Origin of the sequence: Cellulophaga omnivescoria (genome assembly GCF_027915275.1) — a bacterium.
Classification (GTDB): Bacteria; Bacteroidota; Bacteroidia; order Flavobacteriales; family Flavobacteriaceae; genus Cellulophaga; species Cellulophaga omnivescoria.
In genome coordinates this window covers 2,338,193-2,364,787 of record NZ_CP115819.1, presented here as the reverse complement: position 1 = coordinate 2,364,787, position 26,595 = coordinate 2,338,193, and the positions used below count along the sequence as shown (strand labels likewise).

29 protein-coding genes are annotated in these 26,595 nt (G+C 31.5%); 14 read left to right on the top strand and 15 right to left on the bottom strand.

What is annotated here, in order from left to right:
- Positions 1 to 83 precede the first annotated feature (83 nt).
- The 5 genes from PBN93_RS10505 to PBN93_RS10485 form a co-directional block, all read right to left on the bottom strand.
- Complete coding sequence (locus PBN93_RS10505) at positions 84 to 218, bottom strand: hypothetical protein (RefSeq protein WP_262487739.1); 135 nt, start codon at positions 216 to 218, stop codon at positions 84 to 86.
- 191 nt (positions 219 to 409) lie between these two features.
- Positions 410 to 544, bottom strand: coding sequence for a hypothetical protein (locus tag PBN93_RS10500; protein ID WP_013621682.1), 135 nt, complete (start codon positions 542 to 544; stop codon positions 410 to 412).
- A gap of 189 nt (positions 545 to 733) precedes the next feature.
- The gene (locus PBN93_RS10495) at positions 734 to 1,258 is read right to left on the bottom strand and encodes a DUF4136 domain-containing protein (RefSeq protein WP_077406836.1); all 525 of its coding nucleotides are present in this window, start codon (positions 1,256 to 1,258) and stop codon (positions 734 to 736) included.
- A 101-nt stretch (positions 1,259 to 1,359) separates the two neighbouring features.
- Complete coding sequence (obgE, locus tag PBN93_RS10490; protein ID WP_077406838.1) at positions 1,360 to 2,361, bottom strand: GTPase ObgE; 1,002 nt, start codon at positions 2,359 to 2,361, stop codon at positions 1,360 to 1,362.
- A gap of 41 nt (positions 2,362 to 2,402) precedes the next feature.
- Positions 2,403 to 3,509: an adenylate kinase gene (locus PBN93_RS10485; RefSeq protein WP_077406841.1), complete on the bottom strand. Its 1,107-nt coding sequence runs from the start codon at positions 3,507 to 3,509 to the stop codon at positions 2,403 to 2,405.
- Between the two features lie 127 nt (positions 3,510 to 3,636).
- On the opposite strand from PBN93_RS10485, the gene PBN93_RS10480 reads away from it, so the two are divergent.
- The 3 genes from PBN93_RS10480 to PBN93_RS10470 are packed head-to-tail and all read left to right on the top strand — an operon-like array spanning position 3,637 to position 7,360.
- The gene (locus PBN93_RS10480; RefSeq protein WP_077406844.1) at positions 3,637 to 4,791 is read left to right on the top strand and encodes a 5-(carboxyamino)imidazole ribonucleotide synthase; all 1,155 of its coding nucleotides are present in this window, start codon (positions 3,637 to 3,639) and stop codon (positions 4,789 to 4,791) included.
- Positions 4,792 to 4,794: 3 nt separating this feature from the next.
- Positions 4,795 to 5,286: a 5-(carboxyamino)imidazole ribonucleotide mutase gene (gene purE / locus PBN93_RS10475; RefSeq protein WP_077406847.1), complete on the top strand. Its 492-nt coding sequence runs from the start codon at positions 4,795 to 4,797 to the stop codon at positions 5,284 to 5,286.
- A gap of 58 nt (positions 5,287 to 5,344) precedes the next feature.
- Positions 5,345 to 7,360: a M3 family metallopeptidase gene (locus PBN93_RS10470; RefSeq protein WP_077406850.1), complete on the top strand. Its 2,016-nt coding sequence runs from the start codon at positions 5,345 to 5,347 to the stop codon at positions 7,358 to 7,360.
- Positions 7,361 to 7,441: 81 nt separating this feature from the next.
- On the opposite strand, the gene PBN93_RS10465 is transcribed toward PBN93_RS10470, so the two are convergent.
- The gene (locus tag PBN93_RS10465) at positions 7,442 to 8,023 is read right to left on the bottom strand and encodes a DUF4494 domain-containing protein (RefSeq protein ID WP_077406853.1); all 582 of its coding nucleotides are present in this window, start codon (positions 8,021 to 8,023) and stop codon (positions 7,442 to 7,444) included.
- A gap of 342 nt (positions 8,024 to 8,365) precedes the next feature.
- On the opposite strand from PBN93_RS10465, the gene PBN93_RS10460 reads away from it, so the two are divergent.
- The 3 genes from PBN93_RS10460 to PBN93_RS10450 all read left to right on the top strand — a co-directional run bounded on the left by PBN93_RS10460 (position 8,366) and on the right by PBN93_RS10450 (position 10,468).
- Positions 8,366 to 9,382: an LLM class flavin-dependent oxidoreductase gene (locus PBN93_RS10460; RefSeq protein WP_077406856.1), complete on the top strand. Its 1,017-nt coding sequence runs from the start codon at positions 8,366 to 8,368 to the stop codon at positions 9,380 to 9,382.
- Positions 9,383 to 9,492: 110 nt separating this feature from the next.
- Positions 9,493 to 10,077 (top strand): hypothetical protein, encoded by a 585-nt coding sequence (locus tag PBN93_RS10455; RefSeq protein ID WP_077406859.1) that lies wholly within the window; start codon positions 9,493 to 9,495, stop codon positions 10,075 to 10,077.
- Positions 10,078 to 10,090: 13 nt separating this feature from the next.
- The gene (locus PBN93_RS10450; RefSeq protein WP_139344269.1) at positions 10,091 to 10,468 is read left to right on the top strand and encodes a hypothetical protein; all 378 of its coding nucleotides are present in this window, start codon (positions 10,091 to 10,093) and stop codon (positions 10,466 to 10,468) included.
- A gap of 6 nt (positions 10,469 to 10,474) precedes the next feature.
- Here the strand turns inward: PBN93_RS10450 and PBN93_RS10445 are convergent, their stop codons facing one another.
- The 7 genes from PBN93_RS10445 to PBN93_RS10415 all read right to left on the bottom strand — a co-directional run bounded on the left by PBN93_RS10445 (position 10,475) and on the right by PBN93_RS10415 (position 20,532).
- On the bottom strand, positions 10,475 to 12,217 hold the full coding sequence (locus PBN93_RS10445) for a leucine-rich repeat domain-containing protein (protein ID WP_077406865.1): 1,743 nt from the start codon (positions 12,215 to 12,217) through the stop codon (positions 10,475 to 10,477).
- 40 nt (positions 12,218 to 12,257) lie between these two features.
- Complete coding sequence (locus tag PBN93_RS10440; RefSeq protein WP_077406869.1) at positions 12,258 to 13,142, bottom strand: hypothetical protein; 885 nt, start codon at positions 13,140 to 13,142, stop codon at positions 12,258 to 12,260.
- Positions 13,143 to 13,177: 35 nt separating this feature from the next.
- On the bottom strand, positions 13,178 to 13,573 hold the full coding sequence (locus PBN93_RS10435; RefSeq protein WP_077406872.1) for a hypothetical protein: 396 nt from the start codon (positions 13,571 to 13,573) through the stop codon (positions 13,178 to 13,180).
- A 10-nt stretch (positions 13,574 to 13,583) separates the two neighbouring features.
- Positions 13,584 to 14,102 carry a hypothetical protein gene (locus tag PBN93_RS10430; RefSeq protein WP_077406875.1) on the bottom strand — a complete coding sequence of 173 codons (519 nt, stop codon included), beginning with the start codon at positions 14,100 to 14,102 and terminating at the stop codon, positions 13,584 to 13,586.
- A gap of 15 nt (positions 14,103 to 14,117) precedes the next feature.
- On the bottom strand, positions 14,118 to 14,639 hold the full coding sequence (locus tag PBN93_RS10425) for a hypothetical protein (protein ID WP_077406878.1): 522 nt from the start codon (positions 14,637 to 14,639) through the stop codon (positions 14,118 to 14,120).
- A gap of 362 nt (positions 14,640 to 15,001) precedes the next feature.
- The gene (locus PBN93_RS10420) at positions 15,002 to 15,418 is read right to left on the bottom strand and encodes a hypothetical protein (protein WP_077406881.1); all 417 of its coding nucleotides are present in this window, start codon (positions 15,416 to 15,418) and stop codon (positions 15,002 to 15,004) included.
- A gap of 122 nt (positions 15,419 to 15,540) precedes the next feature.
- Entirely contained in the window at positions 15,541 to 20,532 is a 4,992-nt protein-coding gene (locus PBN93_RS10415; protein WP_271080595.1) for a DUF4132 domain-containing protein, read from the bottom strand.
- Positions 20,533 to 20,792: 260 nt separating this feature from the next.
- Between PBN93_RS10415 and PBN93_RS10410 the strand changes: the two genes are divergently transcribed.
- The 6 genes from PBN93_RS10410 to PBN93_RS10385 are packed head-to-tail and all read left to right on the top strand — an operon-like array spanning position 20,793 to position 24,465.
- Positions 20,793 to 21,296 (top strand): GbsR/MarR family transcriptional regulator, encoded by a 504-nt coding sequence (locus PBN93_RS10410; protein ID WP_077406890.1) that lies wholly within the window; start codon positions 20,793 to 20,795, stop codon positions 21,294 to 21,296.
- A gap of 7 nt (positions 21,297 to 21,303) precedes the next feature.
- Positions 21,304 to 21,681, top strand: a complete 378-nt coding sequence (locus tag PBN93_RS10405; RefSeq protein ID WP_271080594.1) for a DoxX-like family protein — start codon at positions 21,304 to 21,306, stop codon at positions 21,679 to 21,681.
- Position 21,682: 1 nt separating this feature from the next.
- Positions 21,683 to 22,417 carry a DUF2071 domain-containing protein gene (locus PBN93_RS10400; protein ID WP_077406896.1) on the top strand — a complete coding sequence of 245 codons (735 nt, stop codon included), beginning with the start codon at positions 21,683 to 21,685 and terminating at the stop codon, positions 22,415 to 22,417.
- Complete coding sequence (locus PBN93_RS10395; RefSeq protein ID WP_271080593.1) at positions 22,411 to 23,163, top strand: methyltransferase domain-containing protein; 753 nt, start codon at positions 22,411 to 22,413, stop codon at positions 23,161 to 23,163. The genes PBN93_RS10400 and PBN93_RS10395 overlap by 7 nt, the downstream gene beginning before the upstream one ends.
- Positions 23,164 to 23,174: 11 nt before the next feature.
- Complete coding sequence (locus tag PBN93_RS10390) at positions 23,175 to 23,573, top strand: hypothetical protein (RefSeq protein ID WP_271080592.1); 399 nt, start codon at positions 23,175 to 23,177, stop codon at positions 23,571 to 23,573.
- A 4-nt stretch (positions 23,574 to 23,577) separates the two neighbouring features.
- Positions 23,578 to 24,465, top strand: coding sequence for a TIGR01777 family oxidoreductase (locus PBN93_RS10385; RefSeq protein ID WP_271080591.1), 888 nt, complete (start codon positions 23,578 to 23,580; stop codon positions 24,463 to 24,465).
- Positions 24,466 to 24,469: 4 nt separating this feature from the next.
- On the opposite strand, the gene PBN93_RS10380 is transcribed toward PBN93_RS10385, so the two are convergent.
- Positions 24,470 to 24,829, bottom strand: a complete 360-nt coding sequence (locus tag PBN93_RS10380; RefSeq protein ID WP_077406908.1) for a rhodanese-like domain-containing protein — start codon at positions 24,827 to 24,829, stop codon at positions 24,470 to 24,472.
- Between the two features lie 71 nt (positions 24,830 to 24,900).
- Between PBN93_RS10380 and PBN93_RS10375 the strand changes: the two genes are divergently transcribed.
- Both PBN93_RS10375 and PBN93_RS10370 read left to right on the top strand, forming a co-directional pair.
- Positions 24,901 to 25,449: a sigma-70 family RNA polymerase sigma factor gene (locus PBN93_RS10375; RefSeq protein WP_077407158.1), complete on the top strand. Its 549-nt coding sequence runs from the start codon at positions 24,901 to 24,903 to the stop codon at positions 25,447 to 25,449.
- 2 nt (positions 25,450 to 25,451) lie between these two features.
- A complete protein-coding gene (locus tag PBN93_RS10370; RefSeq protein ID WP_077406911.1) occupies positions 25,452 to 25,685 on the top strand; it encodes a hypothetical protein in 234 nt (77 codons plus the stop codon).
- Here PBN93_RS10370 and PBN93_RS10365 read toward each other — a convergent pair.
- Positions 25,678 to 26,502, bottom strand: a complete 825-nt coding sequence (locus PBN93_RS10365; protein WP_271080590.1) for a UbiA prenyltransferase family protein — start codon at positions 26,500 to 26,502, stop codon at positions 25,678 to 25,680. The genes PBN93_RS10370 and PBN93_RS10365 overlap by 8 nt on opposite strands.
- Positions 26,503 to 26,595: the final 93 nt, after the last annotated feature.

The window sequence follows — 26,595 nt, the reverse complement described above, 5'->3', positions numbered from 1 at the left end:
AAATTACGACAATCAATAATTCTGCTAGTAGTATCATAATGTTTTTTTTTAGATTGATGGTTAATAGTTGATTAGTTGTTTTTTTAAAATCCTAAATGGTACAGAAGTTTACCAAAGTTGTAACCTAATCCAAAAAGTAATACAAGAGCAAAAGTGCTGATTAAAATACCGTAAGCAATTGCATTTACTTTTTGGGTTTGGGTTGTTGGTTTCTGCATAACTGTTAGTTTTTAAAAATGATGATTTTGATTGATGAACTATTTATTAATGAACTGTTGTTGATTGATTGATGATTTGTTTTTTGATTGATGATTCAAAAATAAAATAGTTTAAAGGTCTTTTTAGGTAATTTATGATGAGCGGTAGTATTTAAAACCTAAACGGTAATACACGCTAACACCTTGGTTTATTATACAAATAACTGTACAATAGCACCGCCTAATTTGTAGCCTACGTGGTATACTGGCACTATTGCTATAATGCTACATATTAATAAGGCTTTAATTTGTTCTGCTTTTTTGATGATTGCTATTCTATTTTTCATAATACAAAAATTTAAGGTTATTATTAGTTGTTTAATTATGATGTAAAGGTATAGCAGCTTATCCCTAAAAAAATCCGTTTTATGACAAACGGTAATTTAAGATTAGCGAACGGTAATTTTGAATAATTGAATTGAAATTGCTGTATTTACAGCACATAACTACCTAGTTTGCAACAAACAAACTAATAGTTATTTTACCTTAGGAGGGTATTTACTTAGCGCTTTTTCTACTATTTTTAATAGTTTTAGCTCTTTAGCATCGGGAGTTTGGTTTTCTTTATAACCACTTGTACTTACAGCTTGCCATACAAGCGCATCTCTTTGTACATCTATAAAATCAAAAGTAATTTGACGTTCTAATTGTGCACCTCCAATAGGTAAACCTACAGATAAGCCACCGCCAATATTGTTGCCACCACCACCTAAACCAACACCAACAGAGTTGTTTGGTGCTCCTTTATATATTTGTGCCGTAATATTAATATAAAGTTCTGGCTCTTCTGCCAACTTAAAACCTTTGGTGCGCATTACATCTTCTACTGCATTTAATAAACGTTTGGTGTCTAAATCATTTAAACCCGTGTTCATATCCATATAAAAACCATAAGTGGTGTATGCTGTAAAATCTAAATCCTTATCATAATCATAATTTACACGTACAGCATTACAAGAAACTAGCAGTATAATTAACAGTAGAGATATATAATTTTTCATTGGTATATTATTAATAGTCTTATTAATTATACGGTACAAATAAGACGTATGGCCTTTTAAAGTTATCAAAAAGATTTAATAACACCCTAAAATATAACTTATTAATTGTTTAGCTGTTGCCACAATTTATCTTTTAACTCTTGTAATCCTTGCTGTGCAACAGAAGAAATAAACATATAAGTAGCACCGTCTAAATCTTTGTCTAATTCTGCACTCATTTCAGCAATAAGCTCATCATCTAACATATCACTTTTAGAAATTACAACAAAGCGCTCTTTATCTATTAGCTCTGGGTTGTACCTCTTAAGTTCATCTAACAGTATTCTATATTCCTTTCCAATATCTTTACTATCTGCCGGAATTAAAAATAACAATGTAGCATTACGTTCTATATGTCTTAAAAAATAATGACCAAGACCTTTACCTTCTGCGGCACCTTCAATAATACCAGGAATATCTGCCATTACAAAACTCTGAAAGTCTCTGTATTTTACAATTCCTAAGTTAGGTTTTAGCGTGGTAAATTCATAATCTGCAATTTTTGGTTTTGCAGAGGTTAGCACAGATAGCAATGTAGACTTACCTGCATTAGGAAAACCAACTAAACCTACATCTGCCAAAACTTTTAGCTCTAAGGTAATTTGCATTTCTTCGCCAGGTAAACCAGGTTGTGCGTACCTTGGTGTTTGGTTGGTACTGCTTTTAAAGTGCCAGTTACCACGGCCTCCTAAACCACCTTTTAGTAGTATAACCTCTTCTCCGTGTTCTGTAACCTCTAGTACAATTTCGTTAGTTTCTGTATCTCTAACAACTGTACCTAGTGGCACATCCATAAACACATCTTCACCATCTGCACCAGTACTACGGCCTTTACTACCGTGTTCCCCGTGCCCAGCTTTAAAATGCCTTTGTACCTTATAATTTAATAAGGTCCATAAGTTTTTATTGCCACGTAAAATAATATGACCGCCACGGCCACCATCACCACCATCTGGACCTCCTTTGGTAATATACTTTTCTCTATGCAAATGCACAGAGCCTTTACCTCCGTTACCAGAAGAAACCGTCATCTTTACATAGTCTACAAAATTACCTTCGGTCATTGTTTTAGGTTATGGAATTAATATTATCTGTGTTTTTAGGTTTATAAAGTATCTATTACTTTACTTAACCTAGCTGTAATTTCTTTTATTTCTCCTATACCATTTACGGTATGAAACTTACCTTGCTTATCATAATAAGCCTGTAATGGGGCTGTTTTTTGGTTGTATTCTTCAAACCTGTTACGAATTTTGCTTTCGTCTTGGTCATCCGTTCTTCCACTTACTTTACCACGTTCTAATAAACGCTGTATTAAAACTTCATCATTAGCATCTAAAGCAATTGTAGCATCTATCTTCATATCTTTAGTAGATAAAAAGTTGTCTAATGCTTCAGCCTGTGCAGTTGTTCTAGGAAAACCATCAAAAATAAATCCGTTTGCTTCAGGATTTTTTTCTACTTCTTCCTTTAACATATTAATAGTTACCTCATCTGGTACCAACTCACCCTTATCTATAAAAGACTTAGCTAACGTACCCAATTCTGTACCATTTTTTATATTGTAACGAAAAACATCTCCGGTAGATATATGTTTTAAATTGTACTGTTCTTTTAAAAAATTTGCCTGTGTGCCCTTGCCAGCTCCCGGTTTCCCGAATAGTACAAGATTTATCATATTATTTTGATTTAGTTGATACACTTCTCTTAGGTTTCTACCAAGCTCATTATAATCTAGCCCGTAACCTACAATAAATTTATTTGGTATTTCTATACCTACATAGTCTATGTTATACTCTCCAGAATATACAGATGGTTTATAAAATAATGTTGCAATTTTAAACTCCTTAACATTACTATTGCTAAACATATGTACTAGCTGTTTTACAGTACGTCCTGTATCTATAACATCTTCTAGTATTATTACGCTTCTGCCTTCTATAGTGTCAGACACGTCTATAAGTGTTTCTACAATACCAGTAGAAGATAAGCCACTGTAAGAACTTAATCTAACAAAAGAAACTTCACAATTGTGTTGGTACTCTTTTAATAAATCTGCTACAAACATAAAAGAACCATTAAGTACACCAATAAATACTGGAGTCTCGTTTTTATAATCATTGGCAATCTGACCTGCAATTTTTTTTACTGCAGCTAATATTTCTTGCTCTGTTAAATAAGGTCTAAAATATTTGTCGTGTAGCTTAATCAATTGAATGTTCTTTTAGTAAAAGCGCAAATATACCATTTTGATTTCTCTTTTTAGGATATACAAGAGCAGTTTTAAGATTTAAGTGTATTTTTGTTACCAAGTTAACAATACTGCTAAAATTACAAAAATGAACTTTTTTTCTTCAGATTTTAAACTTGGCATCTTAGGTGGTGGCCAATTAGGAAAAATGATGCTTTATGAAACCCGTAAACTAGACATATTTACTAAGGTTTTAGAGGCCTCAGAAGATGCACCGACTAGCATTGCCTGCAACCAATTTGTGAAAGGTGATATTTTAGATTTTGATACTGTTTACAATTTTGGAAAAACTGTAGATGTACTTACCATTGAAATAGAAAATGTAAATTTATCTGCGCTTGAAAAATTAGAAGACGAAGGCAAAAAAGTTTACCCACCGACTAGTGCTCTGCGCGTTATACACAACAAGGCTACCCAAAAGTTGTTTTATGTAGACAATGCAATACCTACTGCAGATTTTACCAGGTTTGCTTATACAAGTGAAATTAAGGATAGTGTAGAAAATGGAGGTTTAGCTTTTCCGTTTGTTTGGAAATGTGCACAATTTGGGTACGATGGTCAAGGTGTAAAAGTTGTTCGTAATTTTTCTGATTTAGAAGGGTTGCCAAATGTAGAGTGTATTGCTGAAGAAATGGTACCGTTTAAAAATGAACTTGCGGTAATTGTTGCACGTAGTAGTAACGGTGAAGTTAAAACATACCCTGTGGTAGAAATGGAATTTCATCCAGAAGCTAACCAAGTAGAGTATGTTATTTGTCCTGCTAGGATACCAGATGACGTTTCAGAAAAAGCACAAAAAGTGGCTTTACAAGTAGCAGATAAAATAAAACACGTTGGTTTATTAGCTGTAGAAATGTTTCAGACTAATGAAGATGAAATATTAGTAAACGAGGTTGCACCTAGGCCACACAATAGCGGACATTATAGTATTGAAGCAAGCTACACCAACCAGTTTGAGCAACACATACGTGCTATTCTTGGTTTGCCTTTAGGTAACACAAAAAGTAAAGTTGCTGGTATTATGGTAAACCTAGTTGGTGCAGAAGGGTACACTGGCAATGTTGTGTACCAAAATATGGAAGACATTTTAAAATTAGAAGGTGTTACACCACATATTTACGGTAAAAAACAAACAAGACCTTTTCGTAAAATGGGACACGTAACTATTGTAAATAAAGATATAGATAAGGCTCGGGAAATAGCAGAGCAAGTAAAAAATACAATTAAAGTAATAAGCGAATAAATTATGAGCAAAGTAGCCGTAGTAATGGGAAGCACAAGTGACCTTCCTGTAATGCAAGACGCAATAGATATTTTAAAAGGATTTGATATTGAGGTGGATGTAGATATTGTTTCTGCACACCGTACACCAGAAAAATTATTCGACTTTAGTAAAAATGCACACACAAACGGTTATGCAGTAATTATTGCAGGTGCAGGTGGTGCAGCTCACCTACCTGGTATGGTTGCATCTATGTCTCCTTTACCTGTAATTGGTGTTCCTGTAAAAAGCAGTAACTCTATAGATGGTTGGGATTCTGTTTTATCTATATTACAAATGCCTGGTGGTGTACCTGTTGCAACAGTAGCTTTAAATGGCGCAAAAAACGCTGGTATATTGGCTGCACAAATTATTGGTGCATCTGACAAATGTGTATTGGATAAAATAATTTTTTACAAAGAAGGATTAAAACAAAAAGTTATTGAAGGAGCTGAAAAAGTTAAAAGTATAAAGTAACAATTACAGTATACCTTTTTAAAACTTCTCATTATTCTAATAAGTAAAATATTAATAAATGAATCCATTATTATCCACTTTTGATACTGCACCGTTTTCCAAAATTAAAAATGAGCATTTTATGCCTGCTTTTACAAAAGCTATGGCAGATGCAAGAGCAGAAATAGATGCTATAACAAATAACACCAACACTCCTACATTTAAAAATACTATTGAAGCTCTAGATTTTGCTGGTGAGCAATTAGACCGTATCTCAAGCGTATTTTTTAATTTAAATTCAGCAGAAACTAATGAAGAAATTCAGAAAATAGCACAAGAAGTTTCTCCTTTATTGTCTGAGTTTGGTAACGATATTACTTTAAACGAGGCTTTATTTAAAAGAGTGAAAACCGTTTATAAGCAAAAAAATAGTTTAGACCTAACTGTAGAACAACAAACGTTGTTAGATAAAAGATACAAAGGCTTTAGCAGAAACGGTGCAAACTTGGCTGATGATAAAAAAACAAGACTTAGAGAAATAGATGCAGAATTGTCTAAACTTAAACTAAAGTTTGGAGAAAATGTATTGGCAGAAACCAATAAATTTAAAATGCATTTAACTAATGAAGAAGATTTAGATGGTTTGCCAGAAGGTGAAAAAGAAGCTGCTGCGCAACTAGCCAAATCTAAAGACTTAGATGGTTGGTTAATAACATTAGATTATCCTAGCTATATACCTTTTATGAAGTATGCCAAAAACAGAGAACTTCGTAAAAAATTATCATTAGCCTTTGGCAGTAAAGCGTTTAAAGGTGATGAGTTAGACAACCAAGAAAATGTACTAAAAATAGCAAAATTACGCCACGAACGTGCCAATTTACTTGGGTATGCAACACACGCAAATTTTGTATTAGAAGAACGTATGGCAGAAACGCCAGAAAAAGTACATTCTTTTTTAAATGAATTATTAGTAAAAGCAAAGCCAGCTGCTGAACGCGAGTTTAAACAACTAGAAGATTTTGCCAAAGAGTTAGATGGCATAGACCAATTGCAAAAATGGGATGGCGCCTATTACTCAGAAAAACTAAAACAAAAGTTGTTTAGTTTAGATGATGAGATACTAAAACCATACTTTAAACTAGAAAATGTAATTGCTGGAGTATTTAAAATAGCCGAAAAGTTATTTGGCTTACAATTTAAAGAAGTTACCAATGTAGATAAGTACCATAAAGATGTAAAAATATATGAGGTGTATGACGCAGATAATACTTTTGTGTCTTTATTTTACGCAGATTTTCACCCAAGAGCAGGCAAACGTGGTGGTGCTTGGATGACATCGTACAAACCACAATATATAAAAGACGGTGTAAATGTACGCCCGCATATATCTAACGTATGTAATTTTACAAAACCTACAGACACTAAACCATCGTTATTAACTTTTAACGAGGTTACTACATTGTTTCATGAATTTGGTCACGGTTTACACGGTATGCTTGCAAATACTACTTACCCAAGTTTATCTGGTACATCTGTGTATTGGGATTTTGTAGAGTTACCAAGTCAGGTTTTAGAAAACTGGTGTTATGAAAAAGAAGCTCTAGAACTTTTTGCTACTCATTACCAAACAGGAGAAGTAATACCAATGGAATTGGTACAAAAGATAAAAGAATCTGCTACTTTTCAAGAAGGTATGCAAACCTTACGCCAATTAAGTTTTGGCTTGTTAGATATGTCTTGGCACGGTGTAGATCCAACAAACTTTACAAATGTAAAAGCACAAGAAGAGAAAGCTTTTACAGGTACAGATTTATACCCTAGCACAGCAGAAACGTGTATGAGCACTGCTTTTTCTCATATTTTCCAAGGAGGATATTCTTCTGGATACTACAGTTATAAATGGGCAGAAGTTTTAGATGCAGATGCATTTGCTTACTTTAAAGAAGAAGGAATTTTTAATAAAGATGTTGCTACTAAATTTAAAGACAATGTACTGTCTAAAGGTGGTACAGAAAACCCTATGGTATTATACAAACGCTTTAGAGGTGCAGAACCAAAGGTTGAAGCTTTATTAGAAAGAGCAGGACTGTTATAGTCCTAATTATTTATAAAGCACAAAGCAGGATAATAGTTATTAATTATCCTGCTTTTTTATTTTTGCAATAGTAATAACTGCTTATTCTTCTTCATCTAAATCTACGTCTGCACTAACAAGTGCTAACGCTTCATCTTCTAAAATTTCTTTAGCCTCTTCTGTTTCTTCTACTTCAGGAACAGAATCTTTTATTTCGTTAAATTTATGAATACGATCTAGTTCTCCTTCTTCACCAGAAAAATAAGGAAAAACATCCATTATTGGAGACTCTGTAATAGATGGTATAGTATATTCTCCCATAGTATCTTTCATTACAGCAACCGTATTATCATAGGCTTCTTTTACATCATTAGCTTGCACTAATAAATACATATTGGTTTTACGCTCTTTACCACTTTCTTCATCAAAAGCAATTAAAGAAACTTTACTTTTAAACCAACGATCTGTATTTTCAAAAGGATGAATTTCTGCAAAATTAGCAACCTTAATGTTTGTAATTTTAAACTCGTCACTAATGTAAGCTTTCATTTCCTCATTAATTCTAGTTTCTGCCTCTGTATAAGAAATTGCATCTACCAAATAAGGTTCTGTTGTTACTTTTTGAGCTCCTGTGTCGCTCATTTTTCTATATTTTACTTTGCATTCGTACCAAGTTGCGCTCATAATTTTTCTGTTTTTTGGGAAGCCAAATATAACCGTTACAAAAAAAAATAGATTGTAAATGCGCAAATAGATATTCACAATTTAAATATAAAAAACGTAGTGTTCTTATAACAAGACAGTTGAACACTAAACTTTTAAAATAGTTTTTGTGTTATTGCTAAACTTGACTTAAATAAGTCATAACACATCTTAAAATAGCCGTGTTATTTATTGCTTAATTGTACTTTTGTAGTTCATAATTTACACTCAACTATATACGTGTAATTAATAGGTCTTTAGTACGACAAAATAAAGTCCAAAAAACTGTTACTTTCTTAAAATAACAGCAACAAAAAGAAAAAAATGTCATCAAAAAAAATAGCATATTCGGTTTTAGAACTCGCCATTGTATCTAAAGGCAGTTCTTTACAAACCACGTTTAAAAATAGTGTAGATCTTGCGCAAAAAGCCGAAGCCTTTGGCTACAAGCGTTTTTGGCTTGCAGAGCATCATAACTCTATAACTATTGGTAGTTCTGCTACTGCAGTTTTAATTGGTAATGTTGCAGAAAACACAAAAACAATACGTGTAGGCTCTGGTGGTATTATGTTACCAAACCACTCACCTTTAATTGTTGCAGAACAGTTTGGTACACTTGGCACACTGTACCAAAACCGTATAGATTTAGGTTTGGGGAGAGCTCCTGGAACAGACCCAGAAACGGCACACGCCATAAGAGCAAACCATACACAAGCAGCACACTCTTTCCCTGAAGAAGTAGCACAAATACAACAATATTTTTCTGCAGATAACAAAAAATCTAAAGTTAGAGCTACTGTTGCCGAAGGTGTTCATGTACCTTTATATATTTTAGGCTCTAGTACAGATAGCGCACATTTGTCATCTAGAAAAGGATTGCCTTATGCTTTTGCCAGCCATTTTGCTACTGCTAAGTTGCACGATGCTTTAAAAATTTATAATGAAGAATTTGTACCATCTAGTTCTTTAGATAAACCATACACTATGGCTGGTGTAAATGTTATTGTTGCAGATACCGATGAAGAAGCAGAAAATATATCTACATCTTTGCTTAAAATTATTGTTGGTTTACTTACCAACCAAAGAGATTTTATGCTACCTCCTGTAAAAATGACTGATGATTTACGACAAATGTTTAAACACCCTGCTGTAGACCAAATGTTAAAGTATTCTTTTATAGGAAGCAAAGCAACTGTAAAAAAACAGATTAAAGAATTTTTAGAACAAACACAGGTTAATGAGCTTATTGCTGTAACAAACATTTATGACCATACAGATCGTGTAAAATCATACAAATTATTTGCAGAAATAATGAATGAAATAAATTTAGAGAAAGAATAAAAGTAAGTTTTTTTTGTTTTGATAAAGCAATTTTTTGAATTTGTATTTTCACTGTAATCCGTGTATATAAATTTGGGAAGTTGCTTTATTTTTGTTTTAAACTTAACAGAATGAAGTCTAAACTCCTATTGTTATTACTATTCTTATTAGTACACTTGCAAAATAGTGCCCAAAATAAAAAAGTTTTATTAGAAGAAACCATTACAAATGTTATTATAGCTTTTAGAGAGAAAAACACAAAAGCCATAAACAACTACGTCTCTAAAGAAAATGGTATTACTATACTTGTTAAATATGGTGTTTTAAACAATTACAAGATTATAGACTCTCTGAATTTTAAAAATCCTACACCTAATTACTTACCCTATGCAGAACCTGTGTCTAACGCTAAAATAACTTATAATACATCACCTACTTTTGATTGTAACACTTACACTTGGTCTACAAAAGGATTATTTTGTGATACATTAAAAACAAATGCTCTTTTATCTAATACCATAAAAAATTTAAAGTATGAACTAAGTTCTACAACTTACAGTAATGAATTAAAACGAGCTTTAGATTTAGAAAAAATTAGCTACAGAATTATTTTGGTTGATAAGAATGACGAAGACTTAATTTTTTACTTAAGCTATATAAATAAAAAATGGATGTTAACATTAATAGACCGTGTAACTACAGATTGTAGCGCATAAAAAAACTAAGGAAATGAAACATTTACAACTTGTCTTTATACTTATCTCATTTTTGTTTTATAATTCTTCTATTGCTCAGCACAATGATAGCATAAACTGCTACAAGAAAGTGAATAAAAAAACAAAAATGCTACAAAAAAGCACCTACACAAAAGCAGTAAAAAAAATTGGAAATACTTTTGAACAATATAACTACACTTTGCAGTTTAAAGAACTATCATCTATTTTAAACAACAAAACAATAACTAAACATTTTAAGCATACTAACAGTAATGCAAACATTAAAATACGCGAAGCCAGCTTTAAAGCATGTAATGGTAGTTTTATAACAGTTTATTACAAACAAAAGAATAATAAATGGTATCCGCTAGAGTGCTTAATTTCGCTTTAGATAAAATTAATATGGTATAACATTTATATTCTTTGCCTCTAACTGTGCTACCAACTCTTCTGAAAAATGTAAAGAATTAGTAGTTTCTAAACTAGGCAAAAACTTAATGTCTTCAATAGATTTTACATCAAAACTATCATCCTCTCCGCTCCAAAACGGAATTAATTGGGCGTAAATTTCATCTCCTCCATCGGGCAACAACTCTACAATATCTAATAATAGTGTGGCCGGAATTGGTAATTTTTTAAAATAAGCAGCAACTTCAGGAATAATAGCATACCCTTCTTCCTCTATATCAATTTTACGGTCTTTGTAATTTTTTGCAAAAAAGTGCACATTAAACTTTGGATATAAAACCTCATCTACATACATCAATTTATTTATAACCATTAATTTAAAGTTAAAGTCAGACTCAAAATAACAGTCCCCACTTGGCAATTGTTCTAATTTATTTTTAACCTCATTATTGTACAATGCCTGATTTTGTAACTCTAATTTTATAATCTTTGTTGGTATTTTCAATAATGAAGCCGGAAGCTCTACAAAAGAGTTTTTCTTTAAATTAAGCTCTTTTAAATTTGTAAGATTGCAAATACTATCTGGTAACGAGGTAAGCTGTGTTTGCTGCAGATCTAAAACCTCTAATTGTTTAAGTTTCCCAATCCAATTTGGTAAGGTTAAAAGAGGATTATTATTTAGCCTTAACACTTTTAAACGTTTTAATGTGACTAAACTCTCTGGTAATTCTGTTATTTTATTGTTAGACAAGTCTAACTCTTCTAACTGGTTTAAATATTTTATTCTTGATGTTATTCTGTTTAATGATGTATTAGATAAATTAAGGGTTTTTAAACCTGTAATTTTTACAACTGATGACCATAATGGACTTTTATTACCCGAAAAATCTAAATATTTTAAACTTTTTATTTTCTCTAAGTTAGGAGGCAACCCATTTAATGGCACACTGTAGTAATCTCCATCTCTAGAAATAGTTAAAGACACCAAATAGTTAAACTTGTAAATTTTATTAATTAAGTCAGGGGCTATTAAACTCACATTGCGCAATGTGAGTTCGTTAAGTGATTTTAATTTTAAAATTCCTGGATATAAATGTTGTACTGTTTGATTAGCTACTGATAAACACTTTAAATTAGTACAGGAAAAAATACCTTGAGGAAGCTCAAAACCATAACCGTAGTATAATTTTTGAGTAGCTAAGCCAAAATCGTTTTCGCTATTTAACTCCCAAATATCTGAATAAAATTGCCTTGGTTTTTTTTCTATATATTTTAAAACTTCTTTATGGTATGCAGATAAATCTACTTTTTCTGCATTAGGATTTGTACTATTGTACGGGTCTGATGAACAATAACCGTAAACCTGATCTTTAGTAGTTTTTCCTAATCTTTTTTTTAGCTCTAAACGCAAACCAAACCTAGTAATTAAAGCATCGTACAAATTTTGCATTTCTTCTGGCGCACTACGCTTAAAAAACGATTTTCTTTTAACTTTTAAAAACTGTTGAAAAGTAGCCGCATCAAAAGCTATTACCTGACACAAAAACATAAATTCTCCTTTTTTTGCTGGATTATGTGCAGGTCTGGTTGGTGGTAAAATTTGACAAACGGAATACACTTCTCCACCTTTTAAATCATCTTCTTTAAAAAAAATATCGCCAAAAGGTGAAACTTTCAGAACCTCCCTTTCTTTAAAGTCCTGAAATAATGCATCTAAAATTAATTCTTCCAATGGTTAGTTGTGTTTAATTTATTTTTGCTTGATACAAAAACTACTCTACCTCTAACAAGGTTTTAGCAGTAATTTTTGCATTGCTATTTTTATCCCAAATTTTTATTTGCCATTTTACCGGATTGCTAATAGCTCCTTCTGTTATAATTAAAGAAGCCTGTATAGATTGTTGTACTAATGCGGGGTTTATTTTTTGATTTAAAAACATATCTGGTTGGTCTAGTACAACACGGCCGTTATCATCTTTAACAAGCATTGTCATTCCTATTTCTACAGTACCATCTTTTTTAGTAAATCCTTCTAGGCCTTCAAATATAAACAACATTTTATCATTAAACCCAACTTTTCTATTGGTAATCACAGACTTACGGTCTGGAGAAAACAAATAAGCCTCCCCATACCCTAATTTTTCTGTATTAATCGTAATATTTGGATCTTTTATTAAATCTATTTCTAAACTAGAGGTAAGTATGCCATCTCCTTTTAAGTCTGTTAAAGTATAAAGCATAGTATAGGTTTCTTCAGAAAAAATAGGGGCAGCAAAACTTACTTGTCCTATTAAATCTTTCATACTTAAATCTAAACCACTTGCTGAGTTTTGTATTAAACTTGAGTGTTTTAAAACCGTATCTCCTTTTTTAGATATTACAGCAACGGCTAAGTTTGGATAATATTTACCGTTTTCTTCTGTAAAACCGTCTACAGAACTAAAAGTAGTAACTAAAGTTTTACCATAAATTAATGTATTATCGTCTAAGATCTGGTCATCTAAAGTAACTTCTACCTCATCTACATTTATACCGTCTCCTTTAGTAATTAAACCTATACTAAAGTTTTTTTTTACAGATTTGTTAAAACTACATGATGCAGATAACGTTAATAATATAGTTGTAATAGCTAAGCATATTATTGTATTTTTTTTCATAAGGTGAGTGTTTTCTGGTTATTTTTTATTTTTAACTAAATTGGATATCCTCCTAAGGCCTCTTTTACATATATATTAAACTCTTTACGAACCTTTTTAAAGTCTAGATTATGATACTCTGCTACTTCTTTTAACTTCCCTTTTACTTTTAATTGCTTAGTAAAATAAACACCTGCAAAAACCAATAATACTGTTATAAATATGCAGCATATTAGAATTACGGATGTTTTTATAGTGTTATAATCTGAGTAAGAATAAGATTTACCTGCTATAAATACATTGTATAACAACACTAATGCTCCAAAAAGCAGCAGAACATAGCGAATGTACTTTGTACTAGACATAAATTTTAGGTATTCCTCTAATACCTCTTTAAGCTTTGTTTCTGGTATTCTCTGTAATACTGATAGTTTATTTTCTTCTGATTTCATTACTATGATATTAATATTGTTTTTTATTCCAAGCTGGCGCTAAAGAAATTAGCTTAACGTCTTTGTGTAAAATTGGCATTACTTTAAACTTTATATTTTGATCTGCTTTAAAATTAAATTGATGCTCCTCTTCTACTCCATTATCAGTTAACAACTCTATTGTATTATTTTTATAATAAGCATACGTACCATCTGCGTTTAAATTAAAACCCAAATAGGTAATGTCTTTAATTGTATTGTAACTTAATTTTATGGTGGCGTTAAGCGTATTATCTTTTTCATAAACCTTTTTAGATATTAAAGTTAAACCTTGTAAAGAGTCGTCTAAAGATGTTTGTTCCATAGCTAATTTTAAACCAGCAGTAGCAGCTTCTTCTTGCCCTTTAATTGTAGATAAATTATGTTGCTCTATCGTTATTGCTTTAGACTCTACATCTACAAAAAACACTGTATCTGTGCTTACCAAAGGAACTTCTCCTTGTAAAAAAAAGCTAATTATAGCCATCACTAAAGATTTTACTTCTACCATATTTTATTTCTATTTTTAAGGAATTGTACTTAGTTCATCTAAAACCCAAATTTTATTTTGTTTTACAAATCTAAATGTATGTTGGCCACCTTCATGAAACTTAGTTGGTTTTGTGGTAGTTACTAAAACCTCTATATAATTAACGCCATCTATTGCGTGGTTTACATATATAGTTTCGCTTTCTACTAAAAGTCCAATAAAGTTATGTGTAAAAATTAGGTTGTAATCTTCTGCTATAAAAGTATCTACAGGGATGTAAATTTTAGTAGTGTAAAGTGCACTGTACCAATCCTCCTCTGTATCTCTAAAAGTAGTTAGTTCTTTTTCTTCTTCTGGAGTATTCTCTAAACAGGCATAACATCTAATTTTTAAAGCAGACAACCGTTTAAATTTTACAGTGTCTTTTGTTTTTAAGGTTGATAAAAAAGTAGCCCACACTTGTTTCATTTCTTTTAAAGAAACGTCTTCTGTTTTTTGCTGTGCACAAACTATGCTAACAACAAACAAAAACATTAAAACAACTATATTTTTTACCATAACAATTGTACACCAATTAATTTACCGCAATTTACAGCAATACATTGTTAAATACCTCCCTTTTTATAGGGATATTTGTAATACATTAGTTTATATAACTACTTAATTATAAGCATACAAAATTCTTCTATTTTAAAAAGAACAATCATTATCCTTCATTTGTAAATACGATGCTACTTTGTTAGCGCAATTTGTATTATTAGGACTTATTTTTTCATCTAAAACCCTATATTTTAGTGTAATTCTAGCAGATTTAGGTACCCTAGCTATGTTTTTAGCACACCCAAAGTTTAATATAAGAAGAAAAAGAAGAGTTTTTTATTCTACTTTTTATAATTAAATACATTAACTTTTATGGTAAACTACCAGTAAGTGCCTACTAAAAACGTCATACGTATAAAGGCTACAACACTGTCTTTAGTTAATTGTAAAGGAGTTTCTAAACTGGTAACCTCATCACCATCTACAAAAACTACAAATAAACCATCTTTAAAAGCTAGTAATACATTATCTATAGCTTCTTGTTCTACAGCTAAATCTTTATTTGCTAAATCTCCAAAATCTACTTTACCCCTTTGGGCTTGGTCTTGTATTTCTGCTGGACTTAAAAAGCCAACCACATTAACCTCTACCCTTTTTTTATTAAAAGCTTCTACTTGGTTTTTAACACAACCTACCAGTAACTGTTGCAAGTTATTAGGAGTTGCATCTAAGGTTAATGGTATTTGTTTTACCTTTTTTTTACCTAGTCTTTTAAGTTGTAGTGTTAGTTGTGGCATATGTGTATTTTGTTTTTTGGCGCGTTAGGGATTGGCGTGTAAAGCCCACAGTGCGTTAGCACGAGGACTTGCAACAAAAGCCCGCCCCACCTTAAGTGGGGAACGCCCTTATTATTTAAAAATTAGCTATTTATTTGAGCTAAAATGGTTGGATCTTGTATTTTGTTGTCTTCGGACAAAAGTTTCATTTTAGAGATAATTTCTGCCGATTTAGGATCATCATCTACAAAGGGTAAAAACATACGTCCTCTGTGCTGACTATGTACAGGAATTATAGATAATTGTATGCCATTTTTACTTACTTGTCCGCTTCCTAAATGTATGCTATATTCACCCAAAGTACCTGCAACCAGAATGTGGCGCTCTTTAACTGTAATGTTTTTAAGTTTAAACAGCTGTGCAGACTCTGTTGCTAATGCAGCACGCATTTGCATAGTGCTATGGCTAGCTTCTGGGTCTACACCACCAACGTGGGCAACACTTACCACAAGGTCTATGTCTCTCATAATTTCGCTAAAAACTACTGCCGGCACATCTTTTAAAGGAATTGGCTTGTAATTTTCTAAGGAATAAAATACAATGTGCTCTAAAGTTGGCGCCTCTATATCTGCTGGCGAAAACCAGTCTGCCATGGCATACATTGTTGCCATAAATCCTTTTTTATGATATACTTTTTGTAACCCGTCTTCATGACTAACCGTCCAACCACGACCACGTAATAATGCCACGGTTTTTTGTGGTTGAATTTGGTGCCCTTGGTAACGTTCTGATTTTGACCCTAGCTCCAGCTCGTCTTTAGTAACCAAATATAGCTCTCTAAATACTTGCTTAAACGGCTGCACCAAACGCTCTGCAAAAAGGTGTTTTTGGTACAAATCCCACTGTACGGCTTTGTATAGGTGAGATGGATGTGCAATTACCAAGACATCATCTTCATTTAAAATATGCCTTTTACCTTCTGTATCTGTTAGCACTCCGTCTGCATAAAAACCAGAGATTTGCTTATCTGGAGCAAACAATACCAATTTGCTAAGCATAACTTTAACTATTGGGTGTTGCATTATTTTGTGTATCTCTGCTGCGGTAAACTTGTCTTCATTTACCATTGCATTTTCTAGAGACAAACGAGTTCTACTATATTGTTTAGACAAGTAAGACTTGCCTTCTTTTAAGGCCAATACTTGCTTGTCTTTTTTATACTTAGCTGGTATAGACTTTTGTTTTTTATTGCCTTTAGTAACTATAATGTCTGTTTTACCATTGTCTGTAATTACTAGTTCTATAACGGCATCATCAAACTTTAAAACAGCATTTTCCATTATTGCTAAAGTTGCTTTACTCTCCATAGCCCAACTGAAACGTACACGATCTTGAAAACCTGCGTTTCTAGACAGGTTGTCTAATGCAATTTCTACAGCATTTTTCTCGCTCTCTTGACGCTGAGCACCAAATTGCTTACTTTCTTTTAAAAACTCTTGCAATAGGTTGTATCGTTTTAATAAATCTTTTTCTGGAATGGTTTTACTAAGCGGAATTAAACCTAATGCACGCACATAGTCCTTATCTCTTTTTTCTTTAATTTTCTTTAGTGTTTCAGTAATTTTAACCTCACCAAGCATTACACTAGAGTATAGTTTTACTTGTCTGTGCCCATTACCATCTGTAATATACTTGGCAGCATCATGCAGAATTTTCCAATTGGCTTTTCCTATACTTTTGTATACTTTATTAAACCAGTCTATATCTATGGCACCAATTGCAAAGTCGGACTTTGGAATGTTAGAATACCTAGAAATAATGGTTTCTTTTTCGCTACTCATATAATCTGATGCATGTGCTTGAAACCACCAGACAGCATCTTCTAGTTTTTCTAGTCCAAGATACTCACCAACAAAACCTGCCCATTGCGTTGCATAGCAAGCAAGCTCTACTAATCTTTTCTTAGGAATTTTAGCTTCATCTGCAAGTGCTACAAAGTCTGCATAACTTTCTGTTTCTTTTAAGGCACTCTTTTTTAATATAGAACTAAAAGTAGATTTTTTGGTGTCTCCATAATAGCTATAACCACGCTCAAAAGTATCTTTACCCATACGCTGTAGCACCTTAAAAACATAGTCTACACCTTCTATTTTTGAAAAACTAGAAATATAAGCTGTAGCATCTGTTGCTAAATCTCCACGCTCTAACTCTGTAGAAAGTATGTTTGTTTTTAAAGCATTTAAAACTCCGTACGGAACCAAGTCTACATCTAAATTACCATTACGTATTCTGTAGTTTTGTACGCCATCTAAAATAGACATTAACTCATTTGAGTTTAAAGCCTGAAAAAGTAAATCGTCTTTAGTAATTAGGCCTTTTTGATACAAAACCAATGAAACATCTAAAAGCGGTAACTGTAAACCTCTATCGGTTTTTCTTTTTTCTGTAATTGCAGCAATATTTGCAACTGAATTTGGATAACCAATATACTGAGCCATAATGTACATTTTTATATCCCAGTATTTTTTTAGTTGCTTTAAATCTCCAAATTTTATAAGTTCTTCTTCATTTATAACAACCACTAAACCATTTATAACATCTACCCAATTATAATTGTTATACCTATAACCTTCACCATAAGTGAATTTTTCTTTTTTTAGCCTCTCTGGAAAGTTTGCAATGGCGTCTTCCCACATACTTAATTTAAAGCTCAATACGGCAGGCCTATCTGCAAAAGCCCTAAACAAGCGTCTTAAAATTTTAGTATACCTAGCGTTTGTACTGTAATAACTACGGTCTGCAGGGTCTAATTTTATACCCTCTAAGTTAGGAGTGTATTGTTTTACATAGTCTTGAAGCTTTTTGTAATTGCTATAGGGAGCAGTAAATGTATTTATGTACTTAATAGCTGCATACATTTCAAAATCGTTTAACTTACTATCATTATACCATTTTATCCAAACATCTGCTAAGGGTATATTATGTAGATGTTCCTCTGCAGACATCTCTGCTCTAAACTTTTTAATTTCATGAATTGTGTTGGCTATTAAAGTTGTTGTTATACTACCATCATAAGCCTCTAATTTGTATTCGTAATTTCTATGTTCATAAACCAATGCTATTAAATTATTTATAGCACTTATTATTTTACGCTCATTTATAAAATTACTAAACTTAAATTTTGCTGTAGAAATACCAAGTTTACCAAGAAAACCTTTACTGTTATTAAACTGAGCTTGTGGTGTATATAATGGTGTTAGGTTATTATAATCTACAACACCAAACCCATTACTATAGGTGTATCCTATTTTAGTTTTAGAAAACTTATCTAAAAATACACTTTCGTTTTTAGTAAATTTAGGTCGCTCTTTATACAAGCTAATTTGTTCTTCTACAAATTCTGGATATTGCTCTTCTTCCTCTATTAAGGTTAGTATTTCTAAAGCAGCCAAACGTTTATCTACTGCTTTAGCTGTAATTAAATTTTGTGTGCTATTTTTAAAAACACCCTCTGGTTGTTTAATTAAAAGTTTTATTAAGCCAGAACGTAACGTTTTGTTTTTACGACCAAATAAATCTTCCACTACATCTAAATCTTTTTGGTATAAAGGCATATGATGAAAAACGGTTAAACCGGTAGACATTACAGACTCGTTTCTATCCTTAATTGCTTGGTGCGCCAATTGTCTACGCCACGCATCTTTAGATAAAATAAGTGTACCTGGCTTTTTACTTCCGTAATTATAACCAAAAGAATATGTATAGTGATTTGGAAATACTTTTCTAATGTAACTTTCTCTAATTTCTGATGGTAGCTTATCTAAATCATTAGATAATAATTGTAATTGCTCCTCTGATGCATTATTTACTATAAGCGTGTAAAAATAATTTGGTGTTACAGTAAAATTGTTCCAAGAGAATACCATACCTTGGTAACTTTTGCCATCTTTAGGTAAAGACTGCGCCACAGTTTGTATTCTTGCAAAAAGTTCGTTGTTTATTTCTATTGCTGGTAAATTTAAGCTTAACCAGTAATCTAAAGCTGGGTTATTACCCAACTCTTTTTTGTAATATTCTACTATAGATTTATTTGTACGTTCTGTTTGTTTTACAAAATATAGGGCTAGTAATTTTTTATCTAGTTTATCTGAGGTATATACAATATCTAAAGCCTTTTTATTAGCAGCATCTACATCTACTAAACCAATTACCCAAAGACCAACGTATACCTCTAAATTATCATTGCTTTTTAATAAGTTTTCTACATTTTTAAGATTTAAAATATGAGCCTCACTTAGTTCTAAAATTCTTTTTATAGTAGATTTTTTAGGTCCTTCCCAACCAAAACCAAACCAAGTATCTACTGCTCTTACTACACTACTAAAGCGCATTAAATCGTTATCTAAAATTACTTTAATCATATATTTTAGAGCCCCAACACTGGTTTCATCTAGAGATTCTAAAATAGTTTGTCTTAAACCTTCTTGGCGTTGTGCTGCCAATAGCAACTTAGAAACTAGCTCCCAATTTTCTTCCTTCTGGGTTAATAATAATCCCTTTATTATATCTCTACTAACTCCACCTATTTCATCTTCTGCCTGAAAAATATCTTTAACAACATTAATAACCAGCTCTGGCTTGTGCTGTAAAACTGTTGCAAAAAAGTAACTGTTCTTATAATCAAAATAAGTACTGTACTGGAACTGCTCTACCAAGGATAAATTACCAAAACCACGGCGACTTAATTTTAAAAAATTTCTAAAAAAATTAAGTTTATTGTACAAATGTTCTGTATTAGGCTTAACTCTAAAAGCCTTTCTATTATAACCCGTTTGGTACGGTAAATAATCAAATAAGCTCCACATAGCTGCTAAATATGGTGCTTGTACTTCTCCGTAAAGCAAAATACCCAAGCGCAAACCTTCTTTTGTTGTCCATGGATTTACAGTTGTAGGATCATCAAAAACATTAGAAAATATGGTTAATGTCTCATGTCTTTGTTTAGGGTTAAGCAAATCTGCAAGTAACAATCCTAATACCTCATACTTGTAACTAAATTGTTGAAAATCGTTCTCTGTTAAAGTCTCTTTTTTATGCTTTTTTACGTATTCTTCTGCTTTTTCAAATGGAATCATAATAGGTTTTATTCTTTTCTAAATTTAGGCTTTGTTTACAATGGTTTAAATATAAACTAAGTCTTTAAGTTCTTATTTTGTTTCATCTTAAAACTTTTGCAAATTATTAAGACTAAAAACATTTTTTATCACTGTATCTAGGGATAAACTACCCACTACTTTTTGTGTAATTGAAAAAACAAAAAACTAAACTTTCAATAATTACTGAAACTTTAAAACATTTAATATATATTTGTAATGAATTTAAGTTTTTTAAAAAGATGAATTACACAGAGGCTAAATCTAAATTTATAAATACTTGGGGCAGTTTAGGTACTCTTTGGGGTATAAACAAAGCAATGGCACAAATACAATCGCTCTTATTTATTTCTGCAGAACCACTTTCTATGGAAGAAATAATGGAGGAATTAAAAATCTCTAGAGGTAACACAAGTATGAACTTAAGACAACTTATAGACTGGGGAATAGTAAGTAAGGAGTTTAAAGCTGGCGAACGTAAAGAATATTTTACAACTGAAAAAGATGTGCAAGAATTAGCACGCATTATTGCTAAAGAACGTAGCCGAAGGGAGCTACAACCAACCATAAAAGTATTAAAAGAAGTTAGCAACATAACTCCTGATGGCACAAATGAAACAGATGAGTTTATTAAACAAACTAAAGCTATGTGCGAGTTAACAGAGACTGCAGATAGTCTTTTAAATAAAATGGCTAATCAACAGCAAAACTGGATTACAAAATCCATTTTAAAAATATTTAGCTAATCCAACAATGCAAAAAAACATCTTAAATAAAATAGTAACTATTGGTATTGGGCTTATTTGGCTTGCCAATGGTTTGTTTTGTAAAATACTAAACCTAGTACCTAGACACAAGGAAATTGTGGGTAGTATTTTAGGAAACACTTACGCTAGTGAACTTACAATTAGTATTGGAATTGCAGAAATAATTATGGCAGTTTGGATTTTTAGCGGATATAAATCTAGAATAAACGCAATGCTACAAATGCTAATAATAGCAGTAATGAATATTATAGAATTTGTTCTAGTGCCAGAGTTATTGCTTTGGGGTAAAAACAATATAGTCTTTGCTTTACTTTTAATTTGTGTGATATTTTACAATGAATTTCATTTAAAAAAAACAAACTAGTATGGTAGCATCATTAAAAAATCATCCGTTTGCGGTTGAAGCGTTTTTTACAAACTCTACTGTACTTACTTTTGCATTACCTAAAGAAGAATTACAAGGCAAAATACCCAAACACTTACAGCTAGACACCTTTAAAGACAAATGGGCTTTTGTAGCTGTTGCAATGGTACAAACAAAAGATTTACGACCTAAAGGGTTGCCTAAATTTATGGGTAATAACTTTTTTTTAATAGGCTATAGAGTTTTTGTTACCTACACTAATAAAGCTGGCAAACGCTTAAGAGGATTGTACATTTTAAAGTCTGAAACCAATAAAAAGAAAATGGAGTTTATGGGTAACATTTTTACACATTACAACTACACCACAACAGACATTGCAATTAAAAAAGGAGATAAAAAAACAGAAATAACCTCTTTAAAATCTAACTTTAAAATTGATTATAATAATAATTTAACCAATGTTAATCTGCCTAAAAACTCACCTTTTAACACCTACAAAGAAGCACGTAGGTTTGCAGGTCCATTACCATTTACTTTTACATACAGTAAAGAAAAAAATAGCATTTTAATTATTGAAGGTGTACGACAAAATTGGAAACCCATTCCTATACACATAAATAAATATCACTTTAATTTTTTAAAAGAAGCCGGATTTAAAAATCCAGTTTTAGCCAATGCATTTAGTATAAAAAATATTCCGTATTACTGGAAAAAAGGAAAACTAGAATTATGGTAGCAAACAGAAAAAAGTTTCAAGGAGTTCTAAACATTTTAAGCTTTAACAGGCATTTTTATGTAATTGGGTTTTTAATATTAGTAACCTTAATTACTATTATTACTAATTTAAAACTACCAAACTTGTTTTTATGGTTTGTAATAGGGGTATTTGCGTATGGCTTAGTAACTCCTCTCCTAGTTTCTGCATATGTTTACGATTTTTCCGGCTACTACAGTTTTAAATGGTTGCAACCACATATAAATAACAATGCTAGTGTAAAAAAAATTGTAAATATTAATGCTGGTTTTGATGAGACAAGTTTTATTATAAAAAACAAATTTCCAACATCTGAAATAAAAGTATTCGATTTTTACGATAAAAAACAGCATACAGAACCTGCCATAGTACGCGCACGGAAGGTTACCACAACATACCCAAATACACAGCAAATTACAACAAATAAAATTCCGCTTAAAGACAAAAGCACAGACCTTGTATTTTTATTATCTGCCGCGCATGAAATAAGATGTAATAAAGAAAAACAAGTATTTTTAACAGAATGCAAAAGAATTTGTAAAGAAGATGGAAAAATAATAATGGTAGAGCATTTAAGAGATATACCCAACTTTTTAGCATTCTCCGTAGGATTTACCCATTTTTTTAGTAAAAAAACGTGGAAGGATACATTACTAAAATCTGGGTTTACTAAAATTGAAGAAGTAAAATTTACACCATTTATGTCGGTTTTTACCTGTAATAATTAAACACACAAGCTATGCAAACTCATTTACATATTATTGGCTCATTATTAATGTTATTAGCTTTTATTCATATAATTTTTCCAAAATACTTTAACTGGAAAATAGAACTGCAACCCCTTAGCTTAATTAATCGCCAAATGATGTCTACCCATACCTTTTTTATAGCGTTAACCGTTTTTTTAATGGGCTTATTATGTGTAACATCTGGAACACAATTAATACAAACCGGTTTAGGAAATAAAATTACACTAGGCTTAGCTATATTTTGGACATTTAGGTTATTTTTTCAATTTTTTGTGTATTCTAAAAAACTATGGAAAGGCAAAAAATTTGAGACAATAATTCATATTATATTCAGTGTATTTTGGGTATATTTAACAACAGTATTTTTCACCATTTATTTTAACAATTAAATTTATGAATAAACTAGTAATTGCAGGTGGCACAGGTTTTTTAGGTAATGAATTACTAGATTTCTATACTAGTAAATTTACTGAAATTATAGTGCTAACACGTAGCAAACCTTACCAAGCAAAAAATATTAATTATGTACAATGGGATGCTAAAACTATTGGTACATGGCACTCTTGTTTAAATAATGCAGATGTGCTAATAAATTTAACAGGCAAATCTGTAGACTGTAGATTTACAAAAAAAAATAAAGCTCTTATTTTAAATTCCAGAATAGACTCTACTCTGGCACTTGGCAAAGCCATAAACTTAGTAGATAACCCTCCAAAGGTTTGGCTAAATGCTTCGTCTGCTGCTATATCTCACCCAAATAAAGAAGAAAATGGAGAAGATTTTATGTTAGATGTTGGTATAGCTTGGGAAAAGGCTTTTGAAAGTATAAAAAATGTAAATACAAGAAAAATAGCCCTACGCATATCATTGGTTTTTGGAAAAAACGGAGGTGCATTAGTTCCTTTAAAAAAAATATCACAATTAGGCTTAGGAGGCAAACAAGGTTCTGGAAAACAAATGGTAAGCTGGGTACACATTAAAGATTTTGTAGCAATAACAAACTTTGCTATCGAGAATACTAAAATAACAGGACCAATTGTAGTTGCTGCTCCAGATGCAAAGTCTAATAAAAAATTAATGGCTACCATTAGAAAAGCACTTAAAGTACCTTTTGGATTACCTGCTTATAGTTGGATGTTAAAAATAGGCGGTTTTATAATTGGTACAGAGCCAAGTTTAATTTTAAATAGTATGGATGTTTACCCAGATAAATTAATTAAAAACGGATTTAAATTTAAATACGCAACGTTAGAAATGGCATTAAAAAACTTGCTAAAATAAATTTTTATTTTGTAGCATTTTCCTTTTTTACGGCGTCATAACCTCCTTCTAAATTTATAGCGTTGTACCCCATCTCTGTTAATTTTGCTGCAGCTTTGGCACTTCTGCCTCCGCTTTTGCAGTAAACATATATTGTTTTGGTTTTTGGTATACTATCAAAATAACTTGCAAATGTATTTTGCAACACATCTACATTTTTAGCATTGCTTAAATGACCCAAACCGTATTCATCAGAAGTTCGTACATCTATTAAAAGAGCGTTTTTTATATCATTTTGTGAAAATTCTGTGATATGTTTTGATTTACTTTGTGAACAAGCAGTTAAAAACAGGAGTATAAACAGTGAATTAAAAAAAGGTTTCATAGAATTTTGTTTTATTCAAAACTAAACAAATTAATTAAAATCCCCTACATTTGAAAAATCAACAAGAACTAATGCACCACCTTAATCCAGATACTTGGGTAGATAATTACGCAGATTATTTATTTAATTATGCCGTAGCTAGAGTAAGCGATTCTGAAATTGCTAAAGATCTAGTACAAGAAACTTTTTTTGCAGGATTAAAATCTGCTAAAAACTACAAAGGAGATGCCGCTGAACGTACGTGGCTTATTGCTATTTTAAAAAGAAAAGTAATAGACCATTACCGTAAAATAAATTCTAACAAGGGCAAAGCAGAGGTTAGAATGTCTTACAACTCTAATATAGACTCAGAAGGTGACTGGTTAGAGGAGCAAGTTGCAGATCCATATAGTAAATTAGATAATAGTGATTTAGAAAATGCAGAATTAGGCCTTGCAATTCAAGATTGTATTGCTAAATTGCCTAAGAAACAAGCATTGGTTTTTAAAATGAAAACAATACAAGGTATAAGTACAGAAGATATTTGTAATGAACTTGGCATTAACTCGTCTAACCTATGGGTAATAATCCATAGAGCCAGAACAACGTTAATGGGATGCTTAAATACTAATTGGTTTTAATTATGATTTCTTGCGAAAAAGCAGCTAAAATCTGCAACAAACTACAATACAATGAAGCTTCTTTCTTTGAAAAGATTAATCTTAAGTTTCACTTATTAATATGTAAAACTTGTCCTCAGTTTTCTAAAAGAAACTCTGAATTTACGTCCCTTTGCCAAAAAGCTCATTTACAATCTTTAACCGAACAAGAAAAGATTAAAATGAAAGAAAAGCTACAAAAAGAAGTTACTAAATAAACAAACTAGTTATATAAACAATAACAAACCAAAATATAGGAAAAGCTTCTACCCAAAAAGAAGCAAAATATTTTCCTTGTTTACCTTGTGTATAAAGAACCAAAAATCCAAAACTTATAAATAAAACACCCTTTACTACTAGGTCTAAAAGTGTTATTTTGTTTTTTAAATAGGTTACAAAAAAGAAAACTAAAACTACAATACCAGTCGCTATTTTAGTGTGTATTACTCCAAACCTTTGTGGTATCGTTTTAAGAGCAGGAGAATCATACTTCAAATCCCTAATTTCAAAAGGCATTAATAGCACTAGAACTATTAAAAAACGCTGAAAAGTTTCTATCCAAACATCTTTAGTTATACCCATATTAGCAGACAAAACAGGTAACAACACAGTAACACCTGCCCAAACTAAGGCTACCATAAAAACCTTTAACGCACCAAAACTTCTTAAATTTTTAGCTTTGGGCAAAACAGGTAACGCATACAAACCAGTAAACACAGCTAAAGCACCCATACAGTACCATACATGTTTATGTAAGTAAAACGAAAAATAGACGGCAAACCCTAGTGCAATTAAACTAAATACCTGTATATTTTTATGATACTTATTAGCTACCAAAATATATTTTTTGGCTTCTACCCCGTATTTTATAAAATTATAACAAGCAATGGTGCTAAAAAAACAGAAATAAGCTAGATTTTGGTTTATGGTTATGTTTAAAATTATGGCTGTAATTTCTAGCAAACAAAATACAGAAGCAGCTACATGAATACTGGCATCTAAATAAAAATTAAAAATTCGTTTAACTAGTTTCATTACACAAATGTAAGTAAAGTGTTCATAACATTAATTAATCGTTAAAAACTTTAGATGATGTAGCTTCTAATTTAGCAATTTTGAAAAAAATTA

Excerpts from the sequence above, each read along its gene's own strand:
- PBN93_RS10370 (WP_077406911.1), top strand. The coding sequence starts at position 25,452 with ATGATTTCTTGCGAAAAAGCAGCTAAAATCTGCAACAAACTACAATAC.
- obgE (WP_077406838.1), bottom strand. The coding sequence starts at position 2,361 with ATGACCGAAGGTAATTTTGTAGACTATGTAAAGATGACGGTTTCTTCT.
- PBN93_RS10495 (WP_077406836.1), bottom strand. The coding sequence starts at position 1,258 with ATGAAAAATTATATATCTCTACTGTTAATTATACTGCTAGTTTCTTGT.
- PBN93_RS10470 (WP_077406850.1), top strand. The coding sequence starts at position 5,345 with ATGAATCCATTATTATCCACTTTTGATACTGCACCGTTTTCCAAAATT.
- PBN93_RS10430 (WP_077406875.1), bottom strand. The coding sequence starts at position 14,102 with ATGGTAGAAGTAAAATCTTTAGTGATGGCTATAATTAGCTTTTTTTTA.
- PBN93_RS10410 (WP_077406890.1), top strand. The coding sequence starts at position 20,793 with ATGAATTACACAGAGGCTAAATCTAAATTTATAAATACTTGGGGCAGT.
- PBN93_RS10505 (WP_262487739.1), bottom strand. The coding sequence starts at position 218 with ATGCAGAAACCAACAACCCAAACCCAAAAAGTAAATGCAATTGCTTAC.
- PBN93_RS10365 (WP_271080590.1), bottom strand. The coding sequence starts at position 26,502 with ATGAAACTAGTTAAACGAATTTTTAATTTTTATTTAGATGCCAGTATT.
- PBN93_RS10500 (WP_013621682.1), bottom strand. The coding sequence starts at position 544 with ATGAAAAATAGAATAGCAATCATCAAAAAAGCAGAACAAATTAAAGCC.
- PBN93_RS10405 (WP_271080594.1), top strand. The coding sequence starts at position 21,304 with ATGCAAAAAAACATCTTAAATAAAATAGTAACTATTGGTATTGGGCTT.
- PBN93_RS10385 (WP_271080591.1), top strand. The coding sequence starts at position 23,578 with ATGAATAAACTAGTAATTGCAGGTGGCACAGGTTTTTTAGGTAATGAA.
- PBN93_RS10440 (WP_077406869.1), bottom strand. The coding sequence starts at position 13,142 with ATGAAAAAAAATACAATAATATGCTTAGCTATTACAACTATATTATTA.
- PBN93_RS10455 (WP_077406859.1), top strand. The coding sequence starts at position 9,493 with ATGAAGTCTAAACTCCTATTGTTATTACTATTCTTATTAGTACACTTG.
- PBN93_RS10375 (WP_077407158.1), top strand. The coding sequence starts at position 24,901 with ATGCACCACCTTAATCCAGATACTTGGGTAGATAATTACGCAGATTAT.
- PBN93_RS10435 (WP_077406872.1), bottom strand. The coding sequence starts at position 13,573 with ATGAAATCAGAAGAAAATAAACTATCAGTATTACAGAGAATACCAGAA.
- PBN93_RS10420 (WP_077406881.1), bottom strand. The coding sequence starts at position 15,418 with ATGCCACAACTAACACTACAACTTAAAAGACTAGGTAAAAAAAAGGTA.
- PBN93_RS10415 (WP_271080595.1), bottom strand. The coding sequence starts at position 20,532 with ATGATTCCATTTGAAAAAGCAGAAGAATACGTAAAAAAGCATAAAAAA.
- PBN93_RS10390 (WP_271080592.1), top strand. The coding sequence starts at position 23,175 with ATGCAAACTCATTTACATATTATTGGCTCATTATTAATGTTATTAGCT.
- PBN93_RS10450 (WP_139344269.1), top strand. The coding sequence starts at position 10,091 with ATGAAACATTTACAACTTGTCTTTATACTTATCTCATTTTTGTTTTAT.
- PBN93_RS10480 (WP_077406844.1), top strand. The coding sequence starts at position 3,637 with ATGAACTTTTTTTCTTCAGATTTTAAACTTGGCATCTTAGGTGGTGGC.
- PBN93_RS10425 (WP_077406878.1), bottom strand. The coding sequence starts at position 14,639 with ATGGTAAAAAATATAGTTGTTTTAATGTTTTTGTTTGTTGTTAGCATA.
- purE (WP_077406847.1), top strand. The coding sequence starts at position 4,795 with ATGAGCAAAGTAGCCGTAGTAATGGGAAGCACAAGTGACCTTCCTGTA.
- PBN93_RS10395 (WP_271080593.1), top strand. The coding sequence starts at position 22,411 with ATGGTAGCAAACAGAAAAAAGTTTCAAGGAGTTCTAAACATTTTAAGC.
- PBN93_RS10400 (WP_077406896.1), top strand. The coding sequence starts at position 21,683 with ATGGTAGCATCATTAAAAAATCATCCGTTTGCGGTTGAAGCGTTTTTT.
- PBN93_RS10460 (WP_077406856.1), top strand. The coding sequence starts at position 8,366 with ATGTCATCAAAAAAAATAGCATATTCGGTTTTAGAACTCGCCATTGTA.
- PBN93_RS10380 (WP_077406908.1), bottom strand. The coding sequence starts at position 24,829 with ATGAAACCTTTTTTTAATTCACTGTTTATACTCCTGTTTTTAACTGCT.
- PBN93_RS10465 (WP_077406853.1), bottom strand. The coding sequence starts at position 8,023 with ATGAGCGCAACTTGGTACGAATGCAAAGTAAAATATAGAAAAATGAGC.